The sequence below is a fragment of the Marinobacter sp. genome, from assembly GCF_041690615.1.
Taxonomy (GTDB): domain Bacteria; phylum Pseudomonadota; class Gammaproteobacteria; order Pseudomonadales; family Oleiphilaceae; genus Marinobacter.
Window position 1 is genome coordinate 118,132 of the sequence record NZ_JAWLGY010000005.1, and the last position, 21,839, is coordinate 139,970.

At 60.6% G+C, this 21,839-nt stretch carries 20 protein-coding genes and 2 tRNA genes; 11 read left to right on the forward strand and 11 right to left on the reverse strand.

Annotated features, from left to right (window positions below; translation table 11 throughout):
• The first annotated feature begins 8 nt into the window (after positions 1 to 8).
• The 3 genes from ACESMZ_RS05810 to ACESMZ_RS05820 all read left to right on the forward strand — a co-directional run bounded on the left by ACESMZ_RS05810 (position 9) and on the right by ACESMZ_RS05820 (position 3,037).
• Entirely contained in the window at positions 9 to 818 is an 810-nt protein-coding gene (locus ACESMZ_RS05810; protein ID WP_372956047.1) for a carbohydrate ABC transporter permease, read from the forward strand.
• 14 nt (positions 819 to 832) lie between these two features.
• The gene (locus ACESMZ_RS05815) at positions 833 to 1,108 is read left to right on the forward strand and encodes a DUF2160 domain-containing protein (protein ID WP_372955909.1); all 276 of its coding nucleotides are present in this window, start codon (positions 833 to 835) and stop codon (positions 1,106 to 1,108) included.
• A gap of 186 nt (positions 1,109 to 1,294) precedes the next feature.
• A complete protein-coding gene (locus tag ACESMZ_RS05820; RefSeq protein WP_372972324.1) occupies positions 1,295 to 3,037 on the forward strand; it encodes an ABC transporter substrate-binding protein in 1,743 nt (580 codons plus the stop codon).
• Positions 3,038 to 3,103: 66 nt separating this feature from the next.
• Here ACESMZ_RS05820 and ACESMZ_RS05825 read toward each other — a convergent pair whose 3' ends face one another.
• The 10 genes from ACESMZ_RS05825 to ACESMZ_RS05870 all read right to left on the reverse strand — a co-directional run bounded on the left by ACESMZ_RS05825 (position 3,104) and on the right by ACESMZ_RS05870 (position 12,147).
• On the reverse strand, positions 3,104 to 4,378 hold the full coding sequence (locus ACESMZ_RS05825; protein WP_372972325.1) for a bifunctional O-acetylhomoserine aminocarboxypropyltransferase/cysteine synthase: 1,275 nt from the start codon (positions 4,376 to 4,378) through the stop codon (positions 3,104 to 3,106).
• A gap of 526 nt (positions 4,379 to 4,904) precedes the next feature.
• A tRNA-Met gene (locus tag ACESMZ_RS05830) sits at positions 4,905 to 4,981 on the reverse strand.
• A gap of 91 nt (positions 4,982 to 5,072) precedes the next feature.
• On the reverse strand, positions 5,073 to 6,164 hold the full coding sequence (ychF, locus tag ACESMZ_RS05835; protein WP_372955912.1) for a redox-regulated ATPase YchF: 1,092 nt from the start codon (positions 6,162 to 6,164) through the stop codon (positions 5,073 to 5,075).
• Between the two features lie 151 nt (positions 6,165 to 6,315).
• Complete coding sequence (gene pth, locus ACESMZ_RS05840; RefSeq protein WP_372955913.1) at positions 6,316 to 6,906, reverse strand: aminoacyl-tRNA hydrolase; 591 nt, start codon at positions 6,904 to 6,906, stop codon at positions 6,316 to 6,318.
• 24 nt (positions 6,907 to 6,930) lie between these two features.
• Complete coding sequence (locus ACESMZ_RS05845) at positions 6,931 to 7,578, reverse strand: 50S ribosomal protein L25/general stress protein Ctc (protein WP_372955914.1); 648 nt, start codon at positions 7,576 to 7,578, stop codon at positions 6,931 to 6,933.
• Positions 7,579 to 7,767: 189 nt separating this feature from the next.
• A complete protein-coding gene (locus ACESMZ_RS05850) occupies positions 7,768 to 8,718 on the reverse strand; it encodes a ribose-phosphate diphosphokinase (RefSeq protein ID WP_091849287.1) in 951 nt (316 codons plus the stop codon).
• Positions 8,719 to 8,770: 52 nt separating this feature from the next.
• Positions 8,771 to 8,845, reverse strand: a tRNA-Gln gene (locus ACESMZ_RS05855).
• A 22-nt stretch (positions 8,846 to 8,867) separates the two neighbouring features.
• Complete coding sequence (gene ispE / locus ACESMZ_RS05860; RefSeq protein ID WP_372955915.1) at positions 8,868 to 9,737, reverse strand: 4-(cytidine 5'-diphospho)-2-C-methyl-D-erythritol kinase; 870 nt, start codon at positions 9,735 to 9,737, stop codon at positions 8,868 to 8,870.
• Between the two features lie 2 nt (positions 9,738 to 9,739).
• Positions 9,740 to 10,390 (reverse strand): lipoprotein insertase outer membrane protein LolB, encoded by a 651-nt coding sequence (gene lolB, locus ACESMZ_RS05865; RefSeq protein ID WP_372955916.1) that lies wholly within the window; start codon positions 10,388 to 10,390, stop codon positions 9,740 to 9,742.
• A complete protein-coding gene (locus ACESMZ_RS05870; protein WP_372955917.1) occupies positions 10,387 to 12,147 on the reverse strand; it encodes a tetratricopeptide repeat protein in 1,761 nt (586 codons plus the stop codon). Before ACESMZ_RS05870 ends, lolB begins: the two co-directional genes overlap by 4 nt.
• Before the next feature lie 254 nt (positions 12,148 to 12,401).
• Here ACESMZ_RS05870 and hemA point away from each other — a divergent pair, with 254 nt between their 5' ends.
• The 4 genes from hemA (at position 12,402) to ACESMZ_RS05890 (ending at position 16,509) form a co-directional block, all read left to right on the forward strand.
• The gene (gene hemA, locus ACESMZ_RS05875) at positions 12,402 to 13,694 is read left to right on the forward strand and encodes a glutamyl-tRNA reductase (RefSeq protein ID WP_372972326.1); all 1,293 of its coding nucleotides are present in this window, start codon (positions 12,402 to 12,404) and stop codon (positions 13,692 to 13,694) included.
• A complete protein-coding gene (gene prfA, locus ACESMZ_RS05880; RefSeq protein WP_372972327.1) occupies positions 13,691 to 14,776 on the forward strand; it encodes a peptide chain release factor 1 in 1,086 nt (361 codons plus the stop codon). The genes hemA and prfA overlap by 4 nt, the downstream gene beginning before the upstream one ends.
• The gene (prmC, locus tag ACESMZ_RS05885) at positions 14,769 to 15,608 is read left to right on the forward strand and encodes a peptide chain release factor N(5)-glutamine methyltransferase (protein ID WP_372955920.1); all 840 of its coding nucleotides are present in this window, start codon (positions 14,769 to 14,771) and stop codon (positions 15,606 to 15,608) included. Before prfA ends, prmC begins: the two co-directional genes overlap by 8 nt.
• A gap of 157 nt (positions 15,609 to 15,765) precedes the next feature.
• Positions 15,766 to 16,509 carry a HesA/MoeB/ThiF family protein gene (locus tag ACESMZ_RS05890; protein WP_372955921.1) on the forward strand — a complete coding sequence of 248 codons (744 nt, stop codon included), beginning with the start codon at positions 15,766 to 15,768 and terminating at the stop codon, positions 16,507 to 16,509.
• 427 nt (positions 16,510 to 16,936) lie between these two features.
• Here ACESMZ_RS05890 and phrB read toward each other — a convergent pair whose 3' ends face one another.
• Complete coding sequence (gene phrB / locus ACESMZ_RS05895; protein WP_372972328.1) at positions 16,937 to 18,355, reverse strand: deoxyribodipyrimidine photo-lyase; 1,419 nt, start codon at positions 18,353 to 18,355, stop codon at positions 16,937 to 16,939.
• 246 nt (positions 18,356 to 18,601) lie between these two features.
• On the opposite strand from phrB, the gene ACESMZ_RS05900 reads away from it, so the two are divergent.
• The 4 genes from ACESMZ_RS05900 to ACESMZ_RS05915 all read left to right on the forward strand — a co-directional run bounded on the left by ACESMZ_RS05900 (position 18,602) and on the right by ACESMZ_RS05915 (position 21,718).
• Positions 18,602 to 19,093 (forward strand): ATP-dependent zinc protease, encoded by a 492-nt coding sequence (locus ACESMZ_RS05900; protein WP_372955923.1) that lies wholly within the window; start codon positions 18,602 to 18,604, stop codon positions 19,091 to 19,093.
• Positions 19,090 to 19,995: a 30S ribosomal protein S6--L-glutamate ligase gene (rimK, locus tag ACESMZ_RS05905; protein WP_372955924.1), complete on the forward strand. Its 906-nt coding sequence runs from the start codon at positions 19,090 to 19,092 to the stop codon at positions 19,993 to 19,995. The genes ACESMZ_RS05900 and rimK overlap by 4 nt, the downstream gene beginning before the upstream one ends.
• A gap of 3 nt (positions 19,996 to 19,998) precedes the next feature.
• Positions 19,999 to 21,063: a succinylglutamate desuccinylase/aspartoacylase family protein gene (locus ACESMZ_RS05910; RefSeq protein ID WP_372955925.1), complete on the forward strand. Its 1,065-nt coding sequence runs from the start codon at positions 19,999 to 20,001 to the stop codon at positions 21,061 to 21,063.
• 229 nt (positions 21,064 to 21,292) lie between these two features.
• Positions 21,293 to 21,718, forward strand: a complete 426-nt coding sequence (locus tag ACESMZ_RS05915; protein ID WP_372972329.1) for a secondary thiamine-phosphate synthase enzyme YjbQ — start codon at positions 21,293 to 21,295, stop codon at positions 21,716 to 21,718.
• The last annotated feature ends 121 nt before the right edge of the window (positions 21,719 to 21,839 follow it).

The following is a 21,839-nucleotide window of genomic DNA, read 5'->3' on the forward strand; positions in this document are numbered from 1 at the left end:
CCATGGCGATGCGTGAAAGGTCCCGCTCCAAGGGCATTGGCATCACAGTTTTCATCATCTTGCTACTGACACCCATTTACTGGTTGCTGAACATGTCGTTCAAGACCAACCGGGAGATCCTCAGCGGGCTCACCCTGTGGCCGCAGAACTTCACCTTTGACAACTATGTGGTGATCTTTACCGATTCCAGCTGGTACTCCGGCTATATCAACTCCATGACCTACGTGATGATGAACATGGCCATCACCCTGACCGTGGCCTTGCCGGCGGCCTATGCGTTCAGTCGGTACCGGTTCCTGGGGGACAAGCACCTGTTCTTCTGGCTGTTGAGCAACCGCATGGCACCGCCAGCGGTGTTCCTGCTGCCCTTCTTCCAGCTGTACTCGTCCATTGGACTGTTCGATACCCATATTGCCGTGGCCCTGGCCCACTGCCTGTTCAATGTGCCCCTGGCGGTATGGATCCTGGAGGGCTTCATGTCCGGAGTACCCCGGGAATATGACGAGATGGCCTATATCGACGGCTACAGCTTTCCCCGGTTCTTCGTGAAGATCTTCATGCCCATGATCCGCTCCGGCATCGGCGTGACCGCGTTCTTTATCTTCATGTTTTCCTGGGTCGAGCTACTGCTGGCCAGGACACTGACATCGGTTGATGCCCAGCCTATCGCCGCCATCATGACCCGGACCATTGGGGCCAGTGGCATTGACTGGGGTGTGCTGGCGGCGGCCGGGGTGCTGACCATCCTGCCCGGGGTACTGGTGGTCTGGTTCGTTCGCAACCACGTGGCCCGGGGCTTTGCCCTGGGGCGTGTATAAGGGGAGGGAACCTGATGCTGGACTGGATGAACTGGACCCAACCGGTTGCCATTTTCTTCGCGGTAATCGCCTGCATCCTCGTGGTCATGTCGGTATGGGAGCTGGCGTCCCCGTGCATTGAGCGACGGGGTTTCCTTCCAATTGTCACCACCCGGGGGGATCGATTGTTTATCGGGCTTTTGTCCGCCGCCTATATTCACCTGGCATTCCTGGGTCTGACTGAGCTGTCGCTCTGGATTGCGCTGGCTGTTTCGGTGCTCTGGCTGCTGATACTGCTGCGCTGGGGCTGAAGGAACAAGCGAAAGGGAGGGTGTGCCTATAAGGAACGATCGAGTAACCAGGGTAACGGGAACCGGCGGAGCCGGCTTCCCCGATGTAAGAGCAGGACCCGGTCAGACCATTGGTCGGCCCGGGGCAATAACAACGGTCAGTCCGCAGTTTTGACTCGACTCTTACACGAATAGACGAGGTTGGATATGTTCAATAACAACAAGCAATCAACGCTGCTGCTGGGCGCGGTACTGACCGCACTGGTAGCAGGCCCTGTCTCGCTGGCCCACGCAGACCAGTACGAAGATGCCGCCCGCAAGTGGGCCAAGGAGTTCTCCACGTCCACCCTGAGCGAAGAGGAGCGGCTGGAGGAGCTGCTGTGGTTCGCCAGGGCGGCGGAGCAGTTCCGGGACATGGACATCAACGTGGTCTCCGAGACCATTGCCACCCATGAGTATGAGGCCAGCAGGCTGGCCGAGGCCTTCCGGGAAATCACCGGTATCAACCTGACCCACACCCTGATCCAGGAAGGCGACGTTATCGAGAAGTTGCAGACCCAGATGCAGTCGGGCCGCAACATCTACGACGGCTATATCAACGACTCTGACCTGATCGGTACCCACTGGCGTTACGGCAAGGTGGTGCCCATCTCTGACATGATGGAGAACGAGGCGAAGGATCTGACCCTGCCCACCCTGGACCTGGATGATTTTATCGGCCTGGATTTCACCACCGCACCGGATGGCAAGCTATATCAGTTGCCGACCCAGCAGTTCGCCAACCTATACTGGTTCCGTGCTGACTGGTTCGAACGGGAAGATCTCAAGGAACAATTCCAGGAGATCTACGGCTATGCGCTGGGGGTACCGGTGAACTGGTCCGCCTATGAAGATATCGCCGAGTTCTTCACCGAGCATGTGAAAGAGATCGACGGCAAGCGGGTCTATGGTCATATGGACTATGGCAAGAAAGATCCGTCGCTGGGCTGGCGTTTCACCGACGCCTGGTTCTCCATGGCCGGTGCCGGCGACAAGGGCCTGCCCAATGGCTTGCCGGTGGACGAGTGGGGCATTCGAGTGGAGGATTGCCATCCGGTCGGCTCCAGCGTCACCCGCGGAGGTGCTGTCAATGGCCCGGCGGCAGTCTACGCCACCACCAAGTATCTGGACTGGATGAAGAAGTACGCTCCGTCGGAAGCCCAGGGCATGACCTTCTCGGAGGCTGGTCCGGTACCCGCCCAGGGTAACGTTGCCCAGCAGATCTTCTGGTATACGGCCTTTACCGCCAGCATGGTGGAGGAGGGGTTACCGGTGGTGAACGAGGACGGCACCCCGAAATGGCGGATGGCACCCTCGCCCCACGGTCCCTACTGGGAAGAGGGCATGAAGCTGGGGTACCAGGACGTGGGCTCCTGGACCTTCTTTGACTCCACCCCCGAAGAACGTCGGCTGGCCGCCTGGCTGTATGCACAGTTCACTGTTGCCAAGACCGTCTCCCTGGAAAAAACCCTCAAGGGCCTGACACCGATCCGGGAGTCGGACATCGAGTCGGATGCCATGACCGAGGCGGCGCCGCGCCTGGGTGGCCTGGTGGAGTTCTATCGCAGCCCCGCCCGGGTCCAGTGGAGCCCCACCGGCACCAACGTGCCCGACTATCCGAAACTGGCCCAGCTGTGGTGGCAGTACATTTCCCAGGCCGCAAGTGGCGAAGCAAGCCCCCAGGAAGCACTGGACGGTCTGGCGGAAGCCCAGGACCGCATCATGATGCGCCTGGAGCGGGCCAATGTTATGGAAACCTGCGGTCCGAAGCTGAACGAGCCCAGAGAAGCCCAGTATTGGCTGGATCAGCCCGGCGCGCCCAAGCCGAAGCTGGATAACGAGAAGCCTCAGGGTGAAACCGTGCCCTATGACGAGCTACTGAAAACCTGGCAGGAAGAGCGTGAAAGCTGACTGTCTGCCGCTCACAAAAAAGGGGGAGGCCGATAGGCCTCCCCCTTTTTCGTTATTGCGACAATATTAACTGGCGGCTTTCAGGGCCTGGTCAATATCGGCAATGATGTCGTCCACATGCTCAATGCCAATGGACAGTCGCACCAGGTCCTCGCTGACACCGGCGCTGCGCAGTTCATCCGCGTTCAGCTGACGGTGGGTGGTGGTGGCCGGGTGGCAGGCCAGGGACTTGGCATCGCCAATGTTCACCAGGCGGTAGATCAGCTGCAGGGCGTCGATAAACTTCGCGCCGGCGTCACGGCCACCCTTGATGCCGAAGCTCAGGATACCGGAAGCCTTGCCGCCACAGATCTTGTCGCAGGTGGCCTTGTAGGGACTGCCGGGCAGAGCCGCATAGTTGACCCACTCGACCTGCGGATGATCTTCCAGGTACTGGGCGACCTTTTCGGCGTTCTCGCAGTGGCGTTCCATACGCAGGGCGAGGGTTTCCAGTCCTTGCATGATCAGGAACGCATTGAACGGCGACAGGGCGCTGCCCGTGTTACGCAGCGGCACCACCCGACAGCGGCCAATAAACGCTGCGGGGCCGAGGGCCTCGGTGTAGACCACGCCATGGTATGAGGGGTCCGGCTTGTTCAGCATGGGGAACTTGTCGGCACTGGCCTTCCAGTCAAACTTGCCGGAATCCACCACCACACCCGCCACGGTGGTGCCATGGCCGCCGATGTACTTGGTCAGGGAGTGCACCACAATATCTGCCCCATGCTCGAACGGGCGGCAGAGGAACGGCGTGGCTACGGTGTTATCAACAATCAGCGGAATGCCATGCTTGTGGGCGATCTCGGCCCATTTCTGGATGTCCACCACGTTGCCCGCAGGGTTACCAATGGACTCGCAGAACAGGGCGCGGGTCTGGTCGTCGATGGCCTGTTCGATGGCATCGTAATCGTCATGGGCAACCATGCGGCAGCTGATACCCTGATTGGGCAGGGAGTGGGCAAACAGGTTGTAGGTGCCGCCGTAAAGCTGGGCGGTACTGACGATGTTGTTACCCACAGTGCAGATGGTCTGCAGGGCATAGGTAATGGCCGCCATGCCGGACGCCACGGCCAGAGCGCCAACACCGCCTTCCAGCTGCGCCATGCGCTCTTCCAGCACCCCGTTGGTGGGGTTCATGATGCGGGTATAGATGTTGCCCTGCACCTTCAGGTCAAACAGGTCCGCACCGTGCTGGGTGTCGTCGAAGGTGTAAGAGGTGGTCTGGTAGATGGGCGTAGTAGCCGCCTTGGTGGTCGGATCGCCGCTAAAGCCGGCATGCAGCGCCAGAGTTTCCGGTTTCATGAGTCGGTTCCTTGCTGGTGGATTATTCTTTGTGGGTTTCAGCACGGGGAGTATGCCACAGGCGACACACCAGCCGCATAGTTCTAGCGGTTATAGGCTTATCAGTAATTGAAGAGAGCTTTGTCATGCTCAAATGGGTTCGTTCAGGCGCGGTAGGTAGTATGACGGACCGGGGGCACGGGCGGCCCTTTCGCAGCAGCGCCAGGGATGGCGCGGAGCAAGGCCGGTCCAGGGACGGGCCGTGAATTGCGGCGAAGAAAGGGCCGCCCGTGCCCCCGGGCCAGCCCCCGAAATGTCCAGGCAGGAACGAAAAAAGCCTGACTCTTTCGAGCCAGGCTTTCTGAATCCTGGTAGCAAGGGGCGGAGTATTCGGCCTGCGGCCTCACCCTCCGGGCCGTCGTCGCGTTGCTCCGACGTTCCTCCGCACGCGTTGCGTGCTCCGGTCGCACCGCCTTCGTCGGTTCGACTCATTATCAGCCAGAATTAAAAAAGGGCCCACGCTTACGCGAGGACCCTTTTTAAATTCTGGTAGCAAGGGGCGGAGTCGAACCGCCGACCCCAGCATTATGAGTGCTGTGCTCTAACCAACTGAGCTACCTTGCCATTTCGTCTGGATTTGCGCTCCAAACGAGGCGCGTATTTTCAGTATTCGGGGGTTATCTGTCAAGGCTTACCCCCGGATTTTTTTCAGTGTTTACACATTGAAACGGAAATGGATGATATCGCCGTCCTGGACAATGTACTCCTTGCCTTCCAGGCGCCACTTGCCGGCATCCTTGGCGCCCTGTTCGCCGTTGTACTGGACGAAGTCGTCATAGGCCACGACTTCGGCACGGATAAAGCCGCGCTCGAAGTCCGTGTGGATCACAGCCGCCGCCTGCGGGGCCGTAGCGCCGATGCGGACGGTCCAGGCGCGGACCTCCTTTACCCCTGCGGTGAAGTAGGTCTGCAGGCCCAGCAGTTTGTAGCCGGCGCGGATGACCCGGTCCAGGCCGGGTTCTTCCATGCCCATCTCGTCCAGGAACATGGACTTCTCGTCGTCTTCCAGTTCGGCGATCTCGGCCTCGATCTTGTTGCAGATGGGGACCACAACAGCGTTCTCTTCGGCGGCGATGGCCATCACCTGGTCCAGGTGCGGGTTATTCTCGAACCCGTCCTCGCTGACGTTGGCGATGTACATGGTGGGCTTGACGGTCAGCAGGCACAGCTCACGGATCAGTGCCATCTGGTCGTTGTCCAGGTTCATGCTGCGCACCGGCTTTCCTTCGTTCAGCACCGGCAGTAGCTGCTCGAACATGTCCAGCTGGGCCTTGGCGGTCTTGTCGCCACTCTTGGCGACCCGCTGGACGCGCTTGATGGCCTTCTCGACGGTATCCAGGTCAGCCAGGGCCAGCTCGGTGTTGATGATCTCGATGTCGGCAGCCGGGTCAATCTTGTTGGCCACGTGGATGACGTTCTCATCCTCGAAGCAGCGCACCACGTGGGCAATGGCGTCGGTCTGGCGGATGTTGGCCAGGAACTGGTTGCCCAGGCCTTCCCCCTTGGAGGCGCCTTCCACCAGGCCCGCAATATCCACGAATTCCATGGTGGTGGGGATCACCTTCTGGGGTTTTACGATCTCCGCCAGTTTGTTCAGACGCGGGTCCGGCATGGGCACCACGCCGGCGTTGGGTTCAATGGTGCAGAACGGGAAGTTCTCCGCGCCGATTTCCGCTTTGGTCAGTGCATTGAATAGCGTGGATTTGCCGACGTTGGGCAGGCCGACAATGCCGCAATTGAATCCCATGTATGCCTCTGCTGATCGTAAAGGGGGCCGTCTGATGATTGCCGCTACAGGCAGGGACGGGCGCCCGGAAATTTGCGCGAATTATACCGGTGTACGGGTACAGGTGCGAGTAAGGGCTTGTCTCGGTCAGGCCGGATGGCTGACGGAGTATTCAGGGTGCCGGTTTGAAGCTGTGCAGGCGGTTCATGGCTGCTGGCAGCTTGCCGCTGGCGGCGTCCGGTAAGACCCGGAGTATTTCACCAATGACCGCGTTGAGCTGTTCGGTTTCCTGCTTGCCAAGCCGGCCTAGTACATAGCCTGTAACCTGGCGGCTGTCGCCGGGATGGCCGATGCCGATTCGCAGTCGCTGGAAGTCTTTGGTGCCCAGGTGGGCAATGGTATCCCGCAGGCCGTTGTGGCCGCCGTGACCGCCACTTTTCTTGAGCTTGGCAGTGCCGGGTGGCAGGTCCAGTTCGTCGTGGGCGACAAGGATCTGTTCCGGGGAGATCTTGAAGAAATCCGCCAGTGCCTTGATGGCCAGGCCGCTGCGGTTCATGAACGTGGTGGGGTTTAACAGGTGCAGGTCCAGGCCCTGCCACTGAATGCGGGCATAGAGACCGTGGTATTTCTTTTCGGGGCGTAGCGTCTGGCCCGCTTCGCGGGCCAGCGCTTCGACGAACAGGGCGCCGGCGTTATGGCGGGTATGCTCGTAGTCGGCCCCGGGGTTACCGAGACCCACCACCATGACGATATCCTGTGCCATAGACGCCAACACCCTAGACAGGGATTACTCCTTGTCTTCGCCTTCTTCCTCACCGCCTTCTTCGGCTTCGTCATCCACCTTGGCGCCACGGGGCAGGTGAACGGATACGACCGCCTGGTCGTGGTCTTCGCCGTGTTGCAGGGCGGCGGAGCGAACGCCTTTCGGCATCTTCAGGTCGCTCAGGTGCAGTACCTGATCCAGCTCCAGGTCCATGACGTCGATTTCAATGAACTCGGGCAGGTCCTGGGGCAGACAGATAACTTCCACTTCGTTCAGCTGGTGGGAGATGACGCCACCCTGCAGCTTGACGACCGGAGCCTTGTCTTCGTTCAGGAAGTGCAGCGGTACGTTGACGTGGATCTCGTGGTCCTTGTCAACGCGCTGGAAGTCAGCGTGGGTCAGGATCGGCTTGTACGGGTGACGCTGCAGATCCTTCAGGATGACGCTTTCTTTCTTGCCCTGAATGTCGATGGTCAGGATGTGCGAGAAGAAGGCCTCGTTTTCCAGGTCTTTCTTCAGCTCGTTGTGCCAGATAGAGATGGGCGTAGCTTCCTTGTTACCACCATAGATGATGGCAGGAATCTTACGCTCCTCGCGACGCAGGCGGCGGCTCGCACCTTTCCCCTGGTCATCGCGAGGAAATGCTTCAATCACGAAATCCTTCTTGGACATGGTTATTACCTCGTTGAATCACCCACCGGGCCCGCGACCAGGCTTGCGATGGTGATGTCAGTGAATGCCGGTTTTTGTGCCGGCGCTTAAAGCAGAACTGGAGCACCGTGGTAACGGAGCTCCAGTTCCGGATTTCTTGGCGTCTGTTCTCTGCGTGCCTGGTATCGCTGTTACCAGGTGCGCCCGGGTTCAGACGTTCTCGAACATGGCGCTGATGGACTCTTCGTTGCTTACGCGGCGAATGGACTCCGCGAGCAGCCCGGCCATTCCGAGGGGGCGGATTCTATCACAGTTCTTCGCCTTGTCACCCAGCGGGATGGTGTCGCACACCACCAGTTCGTCCAGTTGTGATGCATTGATGTTGTCAATGGCGGGGCCGGACAGCACCGGGTGAGTGATATACGCAATAACCCTGGAGGCGCCATGCTCTTTCAGGGCGTTGGCTGCCTTGCAAAGGGTGCCGGCAGTATCGACGATGTCGTCCACCAGGATGCAGGTCTTGTCTTTGACATCACCAATGATGTGCATGACCTGGGAAACATTGGCCTTGGGACGGCGCTTGTCGATGATGGCCAGGTCGGCGTCGTCCAGGCGCTTGGCGACGGCCCGGGCGCGAACCACGCCGCCCACGTCCGGAGAGACCACAATAAAGTTTTCGAAGCGCTGCTTCTCGATGTCTTCGAGCATGACCGGGGTGGCGTAAATGTTGTCCACCGGAATGTCGAAGAACCCCTGAATCTGGTCAGCGTGCAGGTCAACGGTCAAAACCCGGTCCACACCGATGGAGGAGATCATGTCCGCCACGACCTTGGCGCTGATGGCTACCCGTGTGGAGCGTACCCGACGGTCCTGGCGCGCATACCCGTAATACGGGATAACGGCGGTGATACGTGTGGCGGACGCGCGACGCAGGGCATCGGCCATCACGATCAGCTCCATCAGATTGTCGTTGGTGGGGTAGCAGGTGGGCTGGATAATAAAGACGTCGTGACCGCGGACGTTCTCATTGATCTCGACGGTGGTCTCACCGTCACTGAAGCGGCCTACGGTCGCCTGTCCCATGGGAATATGAAGTTTCTGGGCAATAGCCTTGGCCAGTTCCGGATTGGCATTGCCGGCGAAAATCATCAACTTGGACACGACGGTATCCTTCTGTGATTCAGCTTTGGATTCAGAGGAAGAGGAAGAAAGGTGGCTGGGGTGGCAGGATTCGAACCTGCGCATGACGGGATCAAAACCCGTTGCCTTACCACTTGGCGACACCCCAGTATCGTGCTGCTTTCTCGGCATCATTTAAGCTCTGTCAGCTTTGTGTGAAGTGGTGAATGGTTCACCCCTCTAGCTACGAACCCCGTGATGCCGGTGGGTCTTTCTGCCCAGACTTTCAGGGCTTCTGCTTCTGTTGGGAAACGTCCAAAGACGCAAGCCCCGGTTCCGGTTAACCTTGCGGGTCCGAATTTGCTCAGCCAGTCCAGGCTGTTTTTTACCTCTGGATACAGTCGCTTAACTACATCCTCGCAATCGTTTCGGTACCCTGAGGCGTCTCCCTCAAAAGCGGGCGCTATTGTGATTCGGGGGGTGTTCCTTGTCAACCCTGGATCTGAAAAAATTTCAGCGGTGCTGATTTCAACCGGCGGTTTAACAACGATAAACCAGTCCTCCGGCGGGTTGGCGGGGGTCAGTTTCTCGCCCACGCCTTCGCCCAGGGCGGCCCGCCCGCGCACGAAAACCGGCACATCGGCACCCAGGGCAAGCCCCAGTTCCGCGAGCTGGTCTTCCGACAGGCCGGTTTGCCACAGGTAGTTGAGGCCCACCAGGGTTGTCGCCGCGTTGGAGCTGCCGCCACCGAGACCGCCGCCCATGGGGAGTTTCTTGTGCAGATGGATGTCGGCCCCCTTTGCTGTCCCGGTGGCTTCCTGAAGGCATCGGGCCGCCCGGACAATCAGGTTCTGCTCCGTCGGCACCCCTGACAGCTCCGGGCTGAGCCTGATGAGGCCATCGTCCCTCAGGTGAAAGGTGAGGGTGTCGCCATAGTCCAGGAACTGGAACAGGGTCTGCAGCTCGTGATAACCATCGGCGCGACGCCCGGTAATATGCAGGAAAAGGTTGAGCTTGGCCGGGGAGGGCAGCGTGATGTGAGGGTGGTTGCGATCAGGCATGGTCAGTCAGCTGAGTCCGGCTGCCAGGATGAAACCACCAGCCGTACCAGCTTGTCACCCTTGCGGGCAGTCAGCCGTGCTGGCAGGTCAGGCTGGTCATCAATAAACCCGCGCCAGCGCTCGTACCGGATAGTCCAGCCTTTCTGCTCCACCTGGGCGAGCCGGCCGTCGCGGTCAAACGCCAGCCTGAAGTCGCCCTCCGGTGCCGGCAAGCCCCGGACCCACCAGACCAGTGCCTCGATGGGCAGTTCCCAGCCGGTCGCCGCATAGATCAGCCCCTGCGGGTCCGACGAAGCGTAGGTTTCACCGTCAGGCAGTTCCAGCTCGATAAAGCCGGGGGTGCCTTCAAGTCGGGTGCTCCCCATGCCGAGAAAGCTTGATGACAGGGCAAGCTGATAGTGCTCATTGCTCTGGGTCCAGCGATTGATCACCGCAGAACCGCTGTCACCGGGCTGGCGAACGGCAAGTTTTCCGGTCAGCACCCAGTGGTTGAAGTCCTGCAGCGTACGCTGTCGCTCGGACCAGTCGGCGGGTGGCTGTTCGCTGAGCCCCTCAGGGAGGGGTTGCTGTTCAATGGTGGCGCAGGCTCCCAACGATAGGGCAATGGCCAGGGCTACAAGCGGCTTGAAGATGCTGATACGGAAAAAATTCACAGGTCGTCTACACCGAGTCGTTGAAGGGTTTCCTGCAGCAGTTCGTGGTCCGGGTTTTCGTCCTCGGCCCGTTCCCAGATCACCCGGGCCTGGGCCCTCTGATCCAGTGACCAGAGGACTTCACCATAATGGGCCGCAATCTCCGGGTCCGGGTATATTTCGTAGGCCCGGCGCAGGTAGTCCAGTGCGCCTTCCTTATCCCCCTGGCGAAAGAGTACCCAACCCATGCTGTCGAGAATGGCCGGATTGTCCGGGTCCATGGCCAGGGCCTGTTCGATATGGCCCTGTGCTTCTTCCAACTGGTCGGTATGGACTGTCATCACGTATCCGAGGGCGTTCAGGGCCGTGGGATTCTCCGGTTCCAGCTCTATCATGGTGCGCAGGTCGGCCAGGGCCTGGTCAATCTGGCCGAGCTGTTCATGACTCATGGACCGGGCGTAGAGCAGGCTCTGATCCTCGGAGTGGGACTTGAGGGCCTCGGTGGCCGTGGCCACAGCCTGCTCGTGCAGGTTCTGGCTCTGCAGGAGATTTACCTCGATCAGCCACAAGCTTTCGACGCCTTCGGGGTTGGCCTCCCGCACGCCCCGCAGCTGCTCACGGGCGGACTCCAGGTCGCCAGCCTCGGCCCGCAACTCCGCAGCCCGGCTCAGGGCGGGGTAGTAGTGGCTGCCCTCGGTGACCTGCTCGTACCAGGTGATGGCCTGGTCCGGGTTGTTCTGTTTTTCGGCGATCTGTCCCAGGTAGTAGTGAGCCTGGTTGGTTTGCTGGCCAATGTTGATCAGATGGCGGAGGTCCCGGCGGGCCTGTTCCAGCTCGTCGTTCTCTATGGCGACCAGTGCCCGGGACAGGCGCAGGCCGTGCTCATTGGGGAACTGCTCCACCAGGCGACTGAACTCGTCCTGAGCGGCGCGCATTTCATTTTCACTGACCAGAATTCTGGCATAGAGAGTACCAAGCTGCCGGTTGTCCGGGTAACGCCGGGAGCTGGTCTGTAAGTGTTGCAGGGCATCCCTGGTGCGCCCCAGTTCGTACAGCAGTTCTCCCCGGAGTACGATGGCGGGCTGGAATTCGTTCTGCTCGTCCTCCATAAGGGGCGCCAGCGTTTCCAGTGCCTGTTCCGGTGCGCCGGTGAGGTTCTGCAGCAGGGCGGTGCTGTATCGGATCTCGGCATTATCCGGATGCCGTTTCTGCAGCTCGCCGAAAAGTCGCTCCAGTTCCTGTTGCTGGTCCGGCTGCAACCGCGGTGCCATGGAGGCGAGGCCGTCGAAATCCGCGTCGCCGCCCATCTGGAGGATCTGCTCCAGGTGGTCCAGGGTAGTGCTCAGGTCGCCGTCCCGCAGGGCCTGGATGGCGGCGGCCCGGCGCGCTTCCTCACTCCGGGGAGCGACTTCAATCCAGGTTTCGGTGAGGGTGCGAACAGCACCCGGGCTGTTCAGTGACTCGGCAATCAGTAATGCCCGCCGGATAACCCCGGTATCGCCGGACTGTCGGGCCGCCTCCACATAGTTGGCCAGGGTGACCTCGTAACGGCCCCGTTGTGCGGCGATCTCTCCCGTCAACAGAAGGTAGAGCTCCTCTGGCCGGAATTCGCGTGCGGCAACAGGTGCCGATTCGTTCGGTTGCTCTATCTGCTCTATGGTGACTGCTGGCTCCTGCTGTGACGGGCCGGATTCCGGTTCCGGGTCCCGCGCGTCCATGCTGGCGCAGCCGGTGAAGGCAAGAAGGCTGATAGCGAGGTACAGGGTTTTTCTTGGCATTGGGCTTCCTGGGGTAAAGGGCAAGGCCGTCGATGAGCTATGATGGCACAAGGCCGGGTCCGGCCCAAGTCACCTGTTCACACTGGACATCATGTCTCGCTGCAGGCCCGCGGATTACCCCTACGGGGCGGTATTTTCAGGGGGATACCTCCATTGGCGGGTGGCAGACGGGCAGTTGCGCCGGTAAAATGCCCTTCATAATCGTCAAGTCCGCCCTTTTCTTCGGGACCGGCTTCGGAGTCTGCTCGTTCACTATGGCATTAATCACACTGGGTATTAACCATCGCACGGCGCCGCTGGAAATCCGTGAGCGAGTGGCCTTCACGCCGGAGCGTATGCCTGAGGCATTCCGTGAAATACGGATGGCAACGGGTGCCAGTGAGGCGGCTATTCTTTCCACCTGTAACCGTACCGAGCTGTACCTGGCCGGTGACGATGACTGTGCCCCGACGGTTTTGCGGTGGTTGGCGGGCTTCCACGAACTGGCACCGGCCGACCTGGAAAACTCCATATACATTTACCGGGACAGCGAAGCGGTCCGGCATATGATGCGGGTAGCTGCAGGTCTGGACTCCATGGTGCTGGGTGAGCCGCAGATTCTTGGGCAGCTGAAGGACGCCTACGCACTGGCCCGGGAGCAGGGCGCCAGTGGCTCCTTTCTCTCCCGTCTGTTCGAGCATACGTTTTCGGTGGCCAAGCGGGTGCGTACCGAAACCGCGATTGGTGAGAACCCGGTTTCCGTAGCCTATGCCGCGGTCAACATGGCGCACCATATCTTCTCTGACCTGTCCCGTAACCGGGCATTGCTGATCGGTGCTGGCAAGACCATTGAACTGGTGGCCCGGCATCTGTCGGAAGCCGGGGTCCGGGATTTTGTCGTTGCCAACCGTACCGTGGAACGGGCCCAGGCCCTGGCGCAGGCCCACGGTGGGCAGGGCATAGTGCTTTCGGATATTCCGGAGTACCTGAAAGATGTGGATATCATCATCTCCTCCACGGCCAGCCCTCTGCCCATTCTTGGCAAGGGTGCTGTCGAGCGGGCGTTGAAGAAGCGCAAGCATCGACCCTATTTCATGGTGGATATTGCAGTGCCCCGGGACATCGAGCCGGAGGTGGCCCGACTGGATGATGTCTACCTTTACACCGTCGACGACCTGCGTCAGGTAATCGAGGAAAACCTGCGCTCCCGGGAAGGTGCTGCACGGGAGGCGGAAAACCTCATTGTTGCCGGCACCCAGGATTTTCTCAGCCAGATCCGTGCACTGGATGCGGTATCCACCCTCAAGCAATACCGCGAGCGGGCTGAGACCCTCCGGGACCAGGAAGTGGCCAAGGCGCTCAGGGCACTGAACAACGGCAACGATCCCGAGACTGTACTTCGCAGTATGGCCCGGGGACTGACCAACAAGTTATTGCATGAACCCTCGGTGCAGGTGCGCAAGGCCTCCGCTGAAGGTCGTCCGGAAGTGGCCGAGTGGCTGCGCGAGCTGCACCAACTCGAGGCCCTGGACCCGCAGGACGTTCCCATCACACTGGAAAAATCATGAAACCATCCATTCAGGCCCGCCTCGAGCAACTGGTAGACCGCTTCGAGGAAGTCAGCGCGTTGCTGGGGGATCCGGGCGTGATTGCTGACCAGAAGCAGTTCCGCGAGCTGTCGAAGGAATTTGCCGAAATCGAGCCCGTCGTTCAGTGTTTCCGGGCCTGGCGCCGCACCCTGGACGACCTGGCCACGGCAGAGGAGCTGGCCCGGGAAGGGGATGCAGACATGCGCGAGATGGCGGAGGAGGAGATGGTTTCTGCCCGCCGGAAGCGTGATGAACTGGACGAAGAGCTCCAGCGCCTGATGCTGCCCAAAGACCCGGACGACAGCAAGAACGTGTTCCTGGAAATCCGCGCGGGCACCGGCGGCGATGAGGCCGCCCTGTTTGCCGGCGACCTGTTCCGCATGTACAGCCGCTATGCGGAAACCCGCCGCTGGCAGATCGAGGTGATCAGCGCCAGTGACGGGGAGCACGGCGGTTACAAGGAAATTATCAGCCGCGTCAGCGGTGACGGCGTGTACGGCGCACTGAAGTTCGAATCCGGCGCCCACCGGGTACAGCGGGTGCCGGAGACCGAGTCCCAGGGCCGTATCCACACCTCCGCCTGCACCGTGGCGGTGATGCCGGAAGCGGATGAGGCCGAGGCCATCGAGATCAACAAGGCGGATCTGCGGGTGGATACCTTCCGTTCCTCCGGGGCGGGTGGCCAGCACGTCAACAAGACTGACTCGGCCATCCGCATCACGCATATTCCCACCGGTATCGTGGTGGAGTGCCAGGAAGAGCGCTCCCAGCACAAGAACCGGGCCAAGGCCATGAGTTTCCTGCAGTCCCGGCTCAAGAATATCGAGACGGAAAAGCAGGCACAGTCCCAGGCGGCCGCACGCAAGAGCCTGGTAGGCAGCGGCGACCGCTCTGAACGCATTCGCACCTACAACTTTCCCCAGGGCCGGGTTACCGACCACCGTATCAATCTCACCTTGTACAAGCTGGACGAGGTGATTGCCGGCGACCTTGACCCGGTTATTGTGCCACTGCAGCAGGAACACCAGGCCGACCTGCTGGCCAGCCTGTCGGATGAGTGAACCGTTACTGACCTGCGAGCAGGCCCTGACCGGGGCCTGCGCCAGGCTTGCAAGCGATTCGCCGCGCCTGGATGCAGAACTGCTGCTGGCCCAGGTCACCGGCTGGTCTCGCACCCGCTTTCGCGCGTTCCCTGAGGCGGCCCTGACCCATGCACAGGCCGAACAGTTTCATCATCTGGTGGGGCGGCGGGCAGCGGGCGAGCCCATCGCCCATATCCTGGGCCGCCAGGATTTCTGGACGCTGACCCTGGAGGTCACGCCCGATACCCTCATTCCCCGACCGGACACCGAGTGCCTGGTGGAGGCAGCGCTGGCGCTTCCATTGCCGGAGCACGCCCGGGTGATCGACCTGGGCACGGGCACCGGCGCTATTGCCCTGGCCCTGCTCAGCGAGCGGCCGTACTGGCAGGTGCTGGCCACAGACCTGGTACCGGATGCCGTGGCGCTCGCCCGTCGTAACGCCGAGCGATGCGGTCTGCCCCTGACCGTGATCCGCAGCCACTGGTTTGATCAGGTGACGCAGCAGCAGTTCGATCTAATCATCTCGAACCCTCCTTATATAGAGGCCGGCGACCACCATCTGTCCGAGGGGGATGTGCGCCATGAGCCTGGCACAGCCCTGGTCTCCGGCCCGGATGGCCTGGATGCCATCCGCCACCTGGTCAACGAAAGTCAGCGCTGGCTTACGCCCGGGGGCTGGTTGGTGCTGGAGCATGGCTACAATCAGGGTGAAGCGGTAAGGTCATTGTTCCGCTCCGCCGGCTACTCCGCTATCGAGACCCGGAAGGATTATGGGGGCAACGATCGGCTGACATTGGGGCGCTGGGGGTAGCGTTTTCTGCCACGGAATCCACGGCTCTTCGAGACTTTGCGGGTGCAAAGGGCCCTTCGACAGGCTCAGGGCGAACGGGCCTTCGAGCAGTTGCGTTTTCCCGTCCGCCCTGAGCCTGTCGAAGGGCCAGGATCCTGGCTAACCAAGGGTTTTGCAAATGCTTAACGACAATGAACTCCTCCGATACAGCCGTCAGTTGTTGCTGCCTCGCTTCGACGTGGAAGGTCAGCTGGCCCTGAAGAAGGCCCGGGTACTGGTGGTCGGCAGTGGCGGCCTGGGTTGCCCGGTGGCGCTCTACCTGGGCGCGGCCGGGGTAGGCGAGCTGGTGCTGGCGGATGACGATGAGGTGGAACTGGCCAATCTCCAGCGGCAGATTGCGTTTGATCAGGCTTCGGTTGGCCGACCCAAGGCCGAGGCATTGGCCGAGCGGGTCAAGGCCATTAACCCGGAAATTTCCGTAACGGCCCGGATGGAGCGACTGGACGGTAAGCTTCTGTCTGACGTGGTTGCCGGTGTGGATCTGGTGTTGGACTGCACGGACAATTTCAACACCCGGTTCGCCCTGAACCGGGCCTGTGTTGCTGCCCGGGTTCCGCTGGTCTCCGGTGCGGCCATTCGGGGCGAGGGGCAGATTTCCGTTTTCGATTCCCGGGACGAGACCAGTCCCTGTTATCACTGTCTGTATCCGGAGCAGGGCAATGAGGATCTGACCTGTTCAGAGGCCGGGGTGATCGGTCCGCTGGTGGGTATGATCGGTGCCACCCAGGCCATGGAGGCTATCAAGGTGATTTCCGGCAAGGGGCGACCACTGGTTGGTCGTCTTCTGATTCTGGATGCCTGGCAGATGGAATGGCGGGAGATGAAGCTGGCCCGGGACCCGGATTGTCCGGTTTGTGGTTGAAAGTTATCTCTAGCTTCCGGGCGTTACGACCTATCTAGGATCATAGACGAGAATGGCACCGAAGCTCCGGCGCGTAAGGTGAGGACATTTCCGGGACCTTCAAAAACAGGGACGTTTTTGAAGAGCCTCCATGGATGGATTCACGGCATGTCCCGGAAAAGGTCCTCGACGTTCGCGCCCGGCACCTGGTCGCAGTCTTGTAAAGCTCCAGACATCGGAACAGCAATAAACCTGCTGAAGTGAATCTCAGCCCGGCGGGCCTGCAAACGCGGGGGGTGGCGCGTGGAGTGATACCTTTTTACGGGACACGCCCGCAAGTACGTCCATGTAAGGCTCGACGAGCGCCTTCCCTGGCGCTCGACGGTCCCGGAAAAAGGTCTCCCACCACACGCTTCATGTCTGGCTGGTACCCTCCGGGTTCAGTAACCTAGTTTTTCAATGCCTCAAACCGGGCAATAGCCTCCTTCCGGCTCTCTTTAAGATCCACTATAGGGCGAGGATACCCGCCAGGTATCACACCCCCGGCACTTGGGTTGTGAATCCGTTTATTATCCAGTTCGGCCAGCTCCGGTATCCAGCGACGGATAAACTCCCCTTTCGGATCAAAGCGCTCACTCTGGGTCACTGGGTTGAACACCCGGAAATAAGGCGCCGCATCCGTGCCGGTGGACGCGCTCCATTGCCAGCCGCCATTGTTGGACGCCAGAAAACCATCCACCAGGTTCTGCATGAACCAGGCCTCCCCCAGCCGCCAGTCGAGAAACAGGTTCTTGCTCAGGAACATGGCGGTAATCATCCGCAGGCGGTTATGCATCCAGCCGGTTTCCCGTAACTGGCGCATGGCGGCGTCCACAATAGGGATACCCGTACGCCCCTCCTTCCAGGCCTCGAACTGCTCCCCTGGCTCGTTCCAGCGCAGCGCCTCCGTTTCCGGTTTGAAAGCCCGGTGCATGCTGACCCGTGGGTAGTGATAGAGGATATGAATGTAGAAATCCCGCCAGGCAATCTCGTTGATCCAGGTGGTGAAACCTTCCTGGTTACCGCCATGCGCCTGGGCTTCCCGGGCGGCTACCAGGCACTGGCGCCCGGACAGGGCGCCGATGGCCAGGTAGGGGGACACCAGGCTGGTACCGTCCACGGCAGGAAAGTCACGCGTCGCCTTGTAATTGCCCCCTCGCTCGTCGAGGAAGGACTCGAGCTGATTATGGGCCCCGCTCTCGGTGGGCGTGACCAGGGCCGGAGGGGCGGCGCAGAACCCCAGTTTTTCCGGGGTGTGGCCGTGGGCGCTCCAGGGGCATGGTTCGGCTGTCGGGTCAGGTACCGGTAAAATCGAAGGTGATGTGTCTTCGATCCACTGACGCCAGCGCCGGGAGAAGGGGGTGAATACCGAGTAGGGTTCGTCCTTGCCGGTGCGTATCGTGCCGACCGGGGCCACGGTCTGGTCCCGGTATTTATTGACGGCTACCTCTACTTTTACCAGCTGATCGCGAACCTGCTTGTCCCGCCGGCGTTCGTTGATCCCGTATTCGTCATTGAAGTGCAGGGCCCGGATGCCATGCTGGTAGCAGTAATCGGTCAGCAGCCGGATGCTCCCGGCGAAGTCGTCACCTTCAAGAATATCCAGCGGTATCCCCAGCTTCGCCAGGCTATGGCCCAGGTCATCCAGATGGCCCAGCATGTGCCTCACCCTGGCAGGTGACCAGTCATGCTCCCGCCATTGACCGGGAGTGATGATGAACAGCGCCCTGACGGGCTGGTTATCAGTTCGGCTTCGGCTGCAGGCGGCGGACAGGGCCGGATTGTCGGCGGTGCGGAGGTCGTTACGGAACCAGACCAGGTGGGGCATGGGGCTAATCCTGATGATATCGGCGAAATGTCACTGGCACGGGATTATTCGCCGGAACTGCCCGGCTGGATTATAGTGATTGTAGTCCATTGATTCTTTGACAGTTCCCCGTTGGCAATTATGCGTATTGAGTGGCAAGGCATTGGGCCTTCTAATGCGCGCAGTTCTACCAGTGTCACGTCACTGGTCAGCGACCCCGGCGGGATATCAGGGGCGAGACCCGACAACACGATAAGGAGCCAGACGATGCCCGGAAACTCACCGCCCAAACAGGCACCCGGTGAAGGTGTCAGCGAGCGCGTCCCCCTTGGCTGGCGGGAGTGGCTGGCGTTGCCGGAGCTGGACATACAGCGCGTCAAGGCCAAGGTAGACACCGGTGCCCGCACGTCGTGCCTGCACACGTTCCGTACCGAACCCTATACCGAAAACGGCCAGCGTCGTGTGAAGTTCTGGGTGCATCCCGAACAGCACAACCTTCACAGCGTGGTGGAGTGTGATGCGGCAGTGATCGATGAGCGCACCGTTACCGATTCCGGTGGGCACCAGGAAATGCGCCTGGTCATCGAGACCCGTGTGGTGGTGGGCGATCAGAGCTGGCCCATCGAAATGACCCTGACCAATCGTGACTCCATGCGTTTTCGTATGCTGCTGGGTCGAACTGCCATGGCAGGCCGCTGCACGGTCATGCCGGAAGCCTCTTATCTCGCCGGAGAACCGGTACTGAGGAATGACGAATGAAAATAGCGATTCTCTCCCGAAACAGGCACCTGTATTCCACTCGTCGCCTGGTGGAAGAGGGCATTAACCGGGGCCATGAAGTGCGGGTGATTGACGCGCTGCACTGCTCCATGAACATCACGTCGGCCAAGCCGCAGATTCACTACCATGAAGAAGTGCTGGAAGACTTCGATGTGGTGATTCCCCGTATCGGCGCCTCGGTGACCTTCTACGGTACAGCGGTACTGCGCCAGTTCGAGATGATGGGAGTGTTCCCGGTCAACGAATCCGTGGCGATTACCCGTTCCCGGGACAAGTTGCGGTCGTTGCAGTTGCTGGCCCGCAAGGGCGTCGGCATGCCGGTCACCGGGTTTGCCAACAAGCCGGATAACGTGCCGGAACTGCTCAAGATGGTGGGTGGTGCTCCGGTGGTGATCAAGCTGCTGCAAGGCACTCAGGGCATCGGCGTGGTGCTGGCGGAGACTCGCAAGGCCGCCGAGAGTGTTATCGAGGCCTTTATGGGGCTCAAGGCAGACATCCTTGTGCAGGAATTTATCAAGGAAGCCGGTGGTGCGGATATTCGCTGCTTCGTCATTGGTGACAAGGTGATTGCCGCCATGAAGCGCCAGGGCGCCGAAGGGGAGTTTCGGTCCAACCTGCACCGGGGTGGCACCGCATCGCTGGTGCGGATTACGCCGGAAGAGCGTCGCACGGCGATCACCGCTGCCAAGTCCATGGGCCTCAATGTGGCAGGGGTGGATCTGTTGCGTTCCTCCCGGGGGCCCCTGGTCATGGAAGTGAATTCGTCCCCGGGACTGGAAGGTATCGAGAACGCCACCGGCAAGAACGTCGCGGGCATGATTATCAACTGGACCGAGAAGAACCAGAAACCCTGGAAAACAAGAACCAAAGGCAGAGGCTAACCTGTGGCACGAGCACCCTTCGTTATTGCGGACACTGAAATCAAGGCAGGCACCCGGCAGACCGTCGAGGTGCCCGTCGCCAAGCTCTATACCCATACGCCCCTGCATATTCCGGTGGAAGTGGTTCACGGCCGTCGCGACGGCCCGGTGCTGATGGTGTGTGGTGCCATCCACGGTGACGAGATCAACGGCGTGGAAATTGTCCGCCGGGTGCTGAAAAACTCCGCCCTGCGCCACCTGCGGGGCACCCTGGTGGCTGTACCCATCGTCAATATCTTCGGGTTTGTGCAGCGTACTCGCTACCTGCCGGACCGGCGGGACCTTAACCGGTGCTTTCCCGGCAGCGAGAGTGGCTCCCTGGGCGGGCGCATTGCCTATCTGTTGCGTACCCAGATCATGGAGAAGGTCACCCATATTATCGACCTGCACACCGGAGCGATCCATCGCTTTAACCTGCCGCAGATTCGAGCCGAGCTGAAAAACCCGGAAACCGTGCGTATGGCCGAGGCCTTCGGCGCGCCCATCATCCTCAATGCCAGTCTGCGGGAAGGCAGCCTGCGGGAATACGCCGACTCCCAGGATATTCCGGTGATTACCTTCGAGGGTGGAGAAGCGTTGCGATTTGATGATGTTGTCATCAGCAGCGGCGTAAAAGGCGTGGTCCGCGTCATGCGTGAGTTGGAAATGATCCCCAGCAAAAAGGGCCCGAAAGCCCCCCGCAAACGCTCGGAAACGGCGGCCATGTCTACGTGGGTCAGGGCCGATATCGACGGTATCATGCGCCCGGTAGCCAAGCTGGGGCAGAAAGTCCGGAAGGGCCAGCGGCTGGCCATGGTCGCGGACCCGTTCGGTGAGACTGAAGAAAGCGTGGTCTCGCCCATCTCCGGCATCGTTATCTGTGTCAACAACCTCCCGCTGGTGAACGAGGGCGAAGCCATCTATCACGTTGCCCGGTTTGACGAACTGGGTGAGGCCGAAAAGGCCATGGACTACTTCCGTTCGTCCCTCGACCCGGAAGTGACAGAGGCGGTACTGCCGGTGCATCCTTGGGACAATGACCCCAAGTAAGCGGATTACCCGTCCTGACCATGGTGGTAAAAGTCAGCGTTAATTGACAGGTCAGCTCGGACGGTGTGGCGGGACAGGTTTTCGCAGCAGGGCCATGGATGGCCCGGAGCAAGGCGGGCGCCAGGACGGCCCCTGAATTGCGGCGGAGAAAACCTGTCCCGCCGCAGCGGCCAGCCCCCAAATCCCGAACCCGAACTGGAACAGAATCGACCAAGAAAGGGGAGCCAACATGATCTGGGACCAGACAACCATCCAGCTCCAGGAATACCCGAGAGGCGTCCACCTTATCACCAACGAAGTGCTCTCCAGGGGCCCTGAGCTGGTCAACTGCCAGGTAGGCCTGTTACACCTGTTCATCCAGCATACCTCGGCGTCATTGGCCATCAACGAAAACGCCGACCCGGACGTGCGAGGTGACATCGAGCGCCACCTGAACGTCATGGTGCCGGAAAACGCCCCGCACTATGAGCACACCCTCGAAGGCCCCGACGACATGCCCGCCCATATCAAAAGCATTCTCATCGGACCGAGCCTCACCATCCCTGTCAGCGACGGCCACCTTGCACTAGGCACCTGGCAGGGGATTTACCTCTGCGAGCACCGTAACCGGGGTGGCGGCCGGCGTATTGTGGCGACCCTGCAGGGACGGTGGTGAGCGGGCGCTCCGTTCTGAGTCGCTGACACCTTGAAAAGTGTGACGCAGTGCGCGTTTTCGCGGAGGCTGGGGTCGTAAGATTGCGGCTTCCGTTACATGGATGACATGAATCGTTACCGGG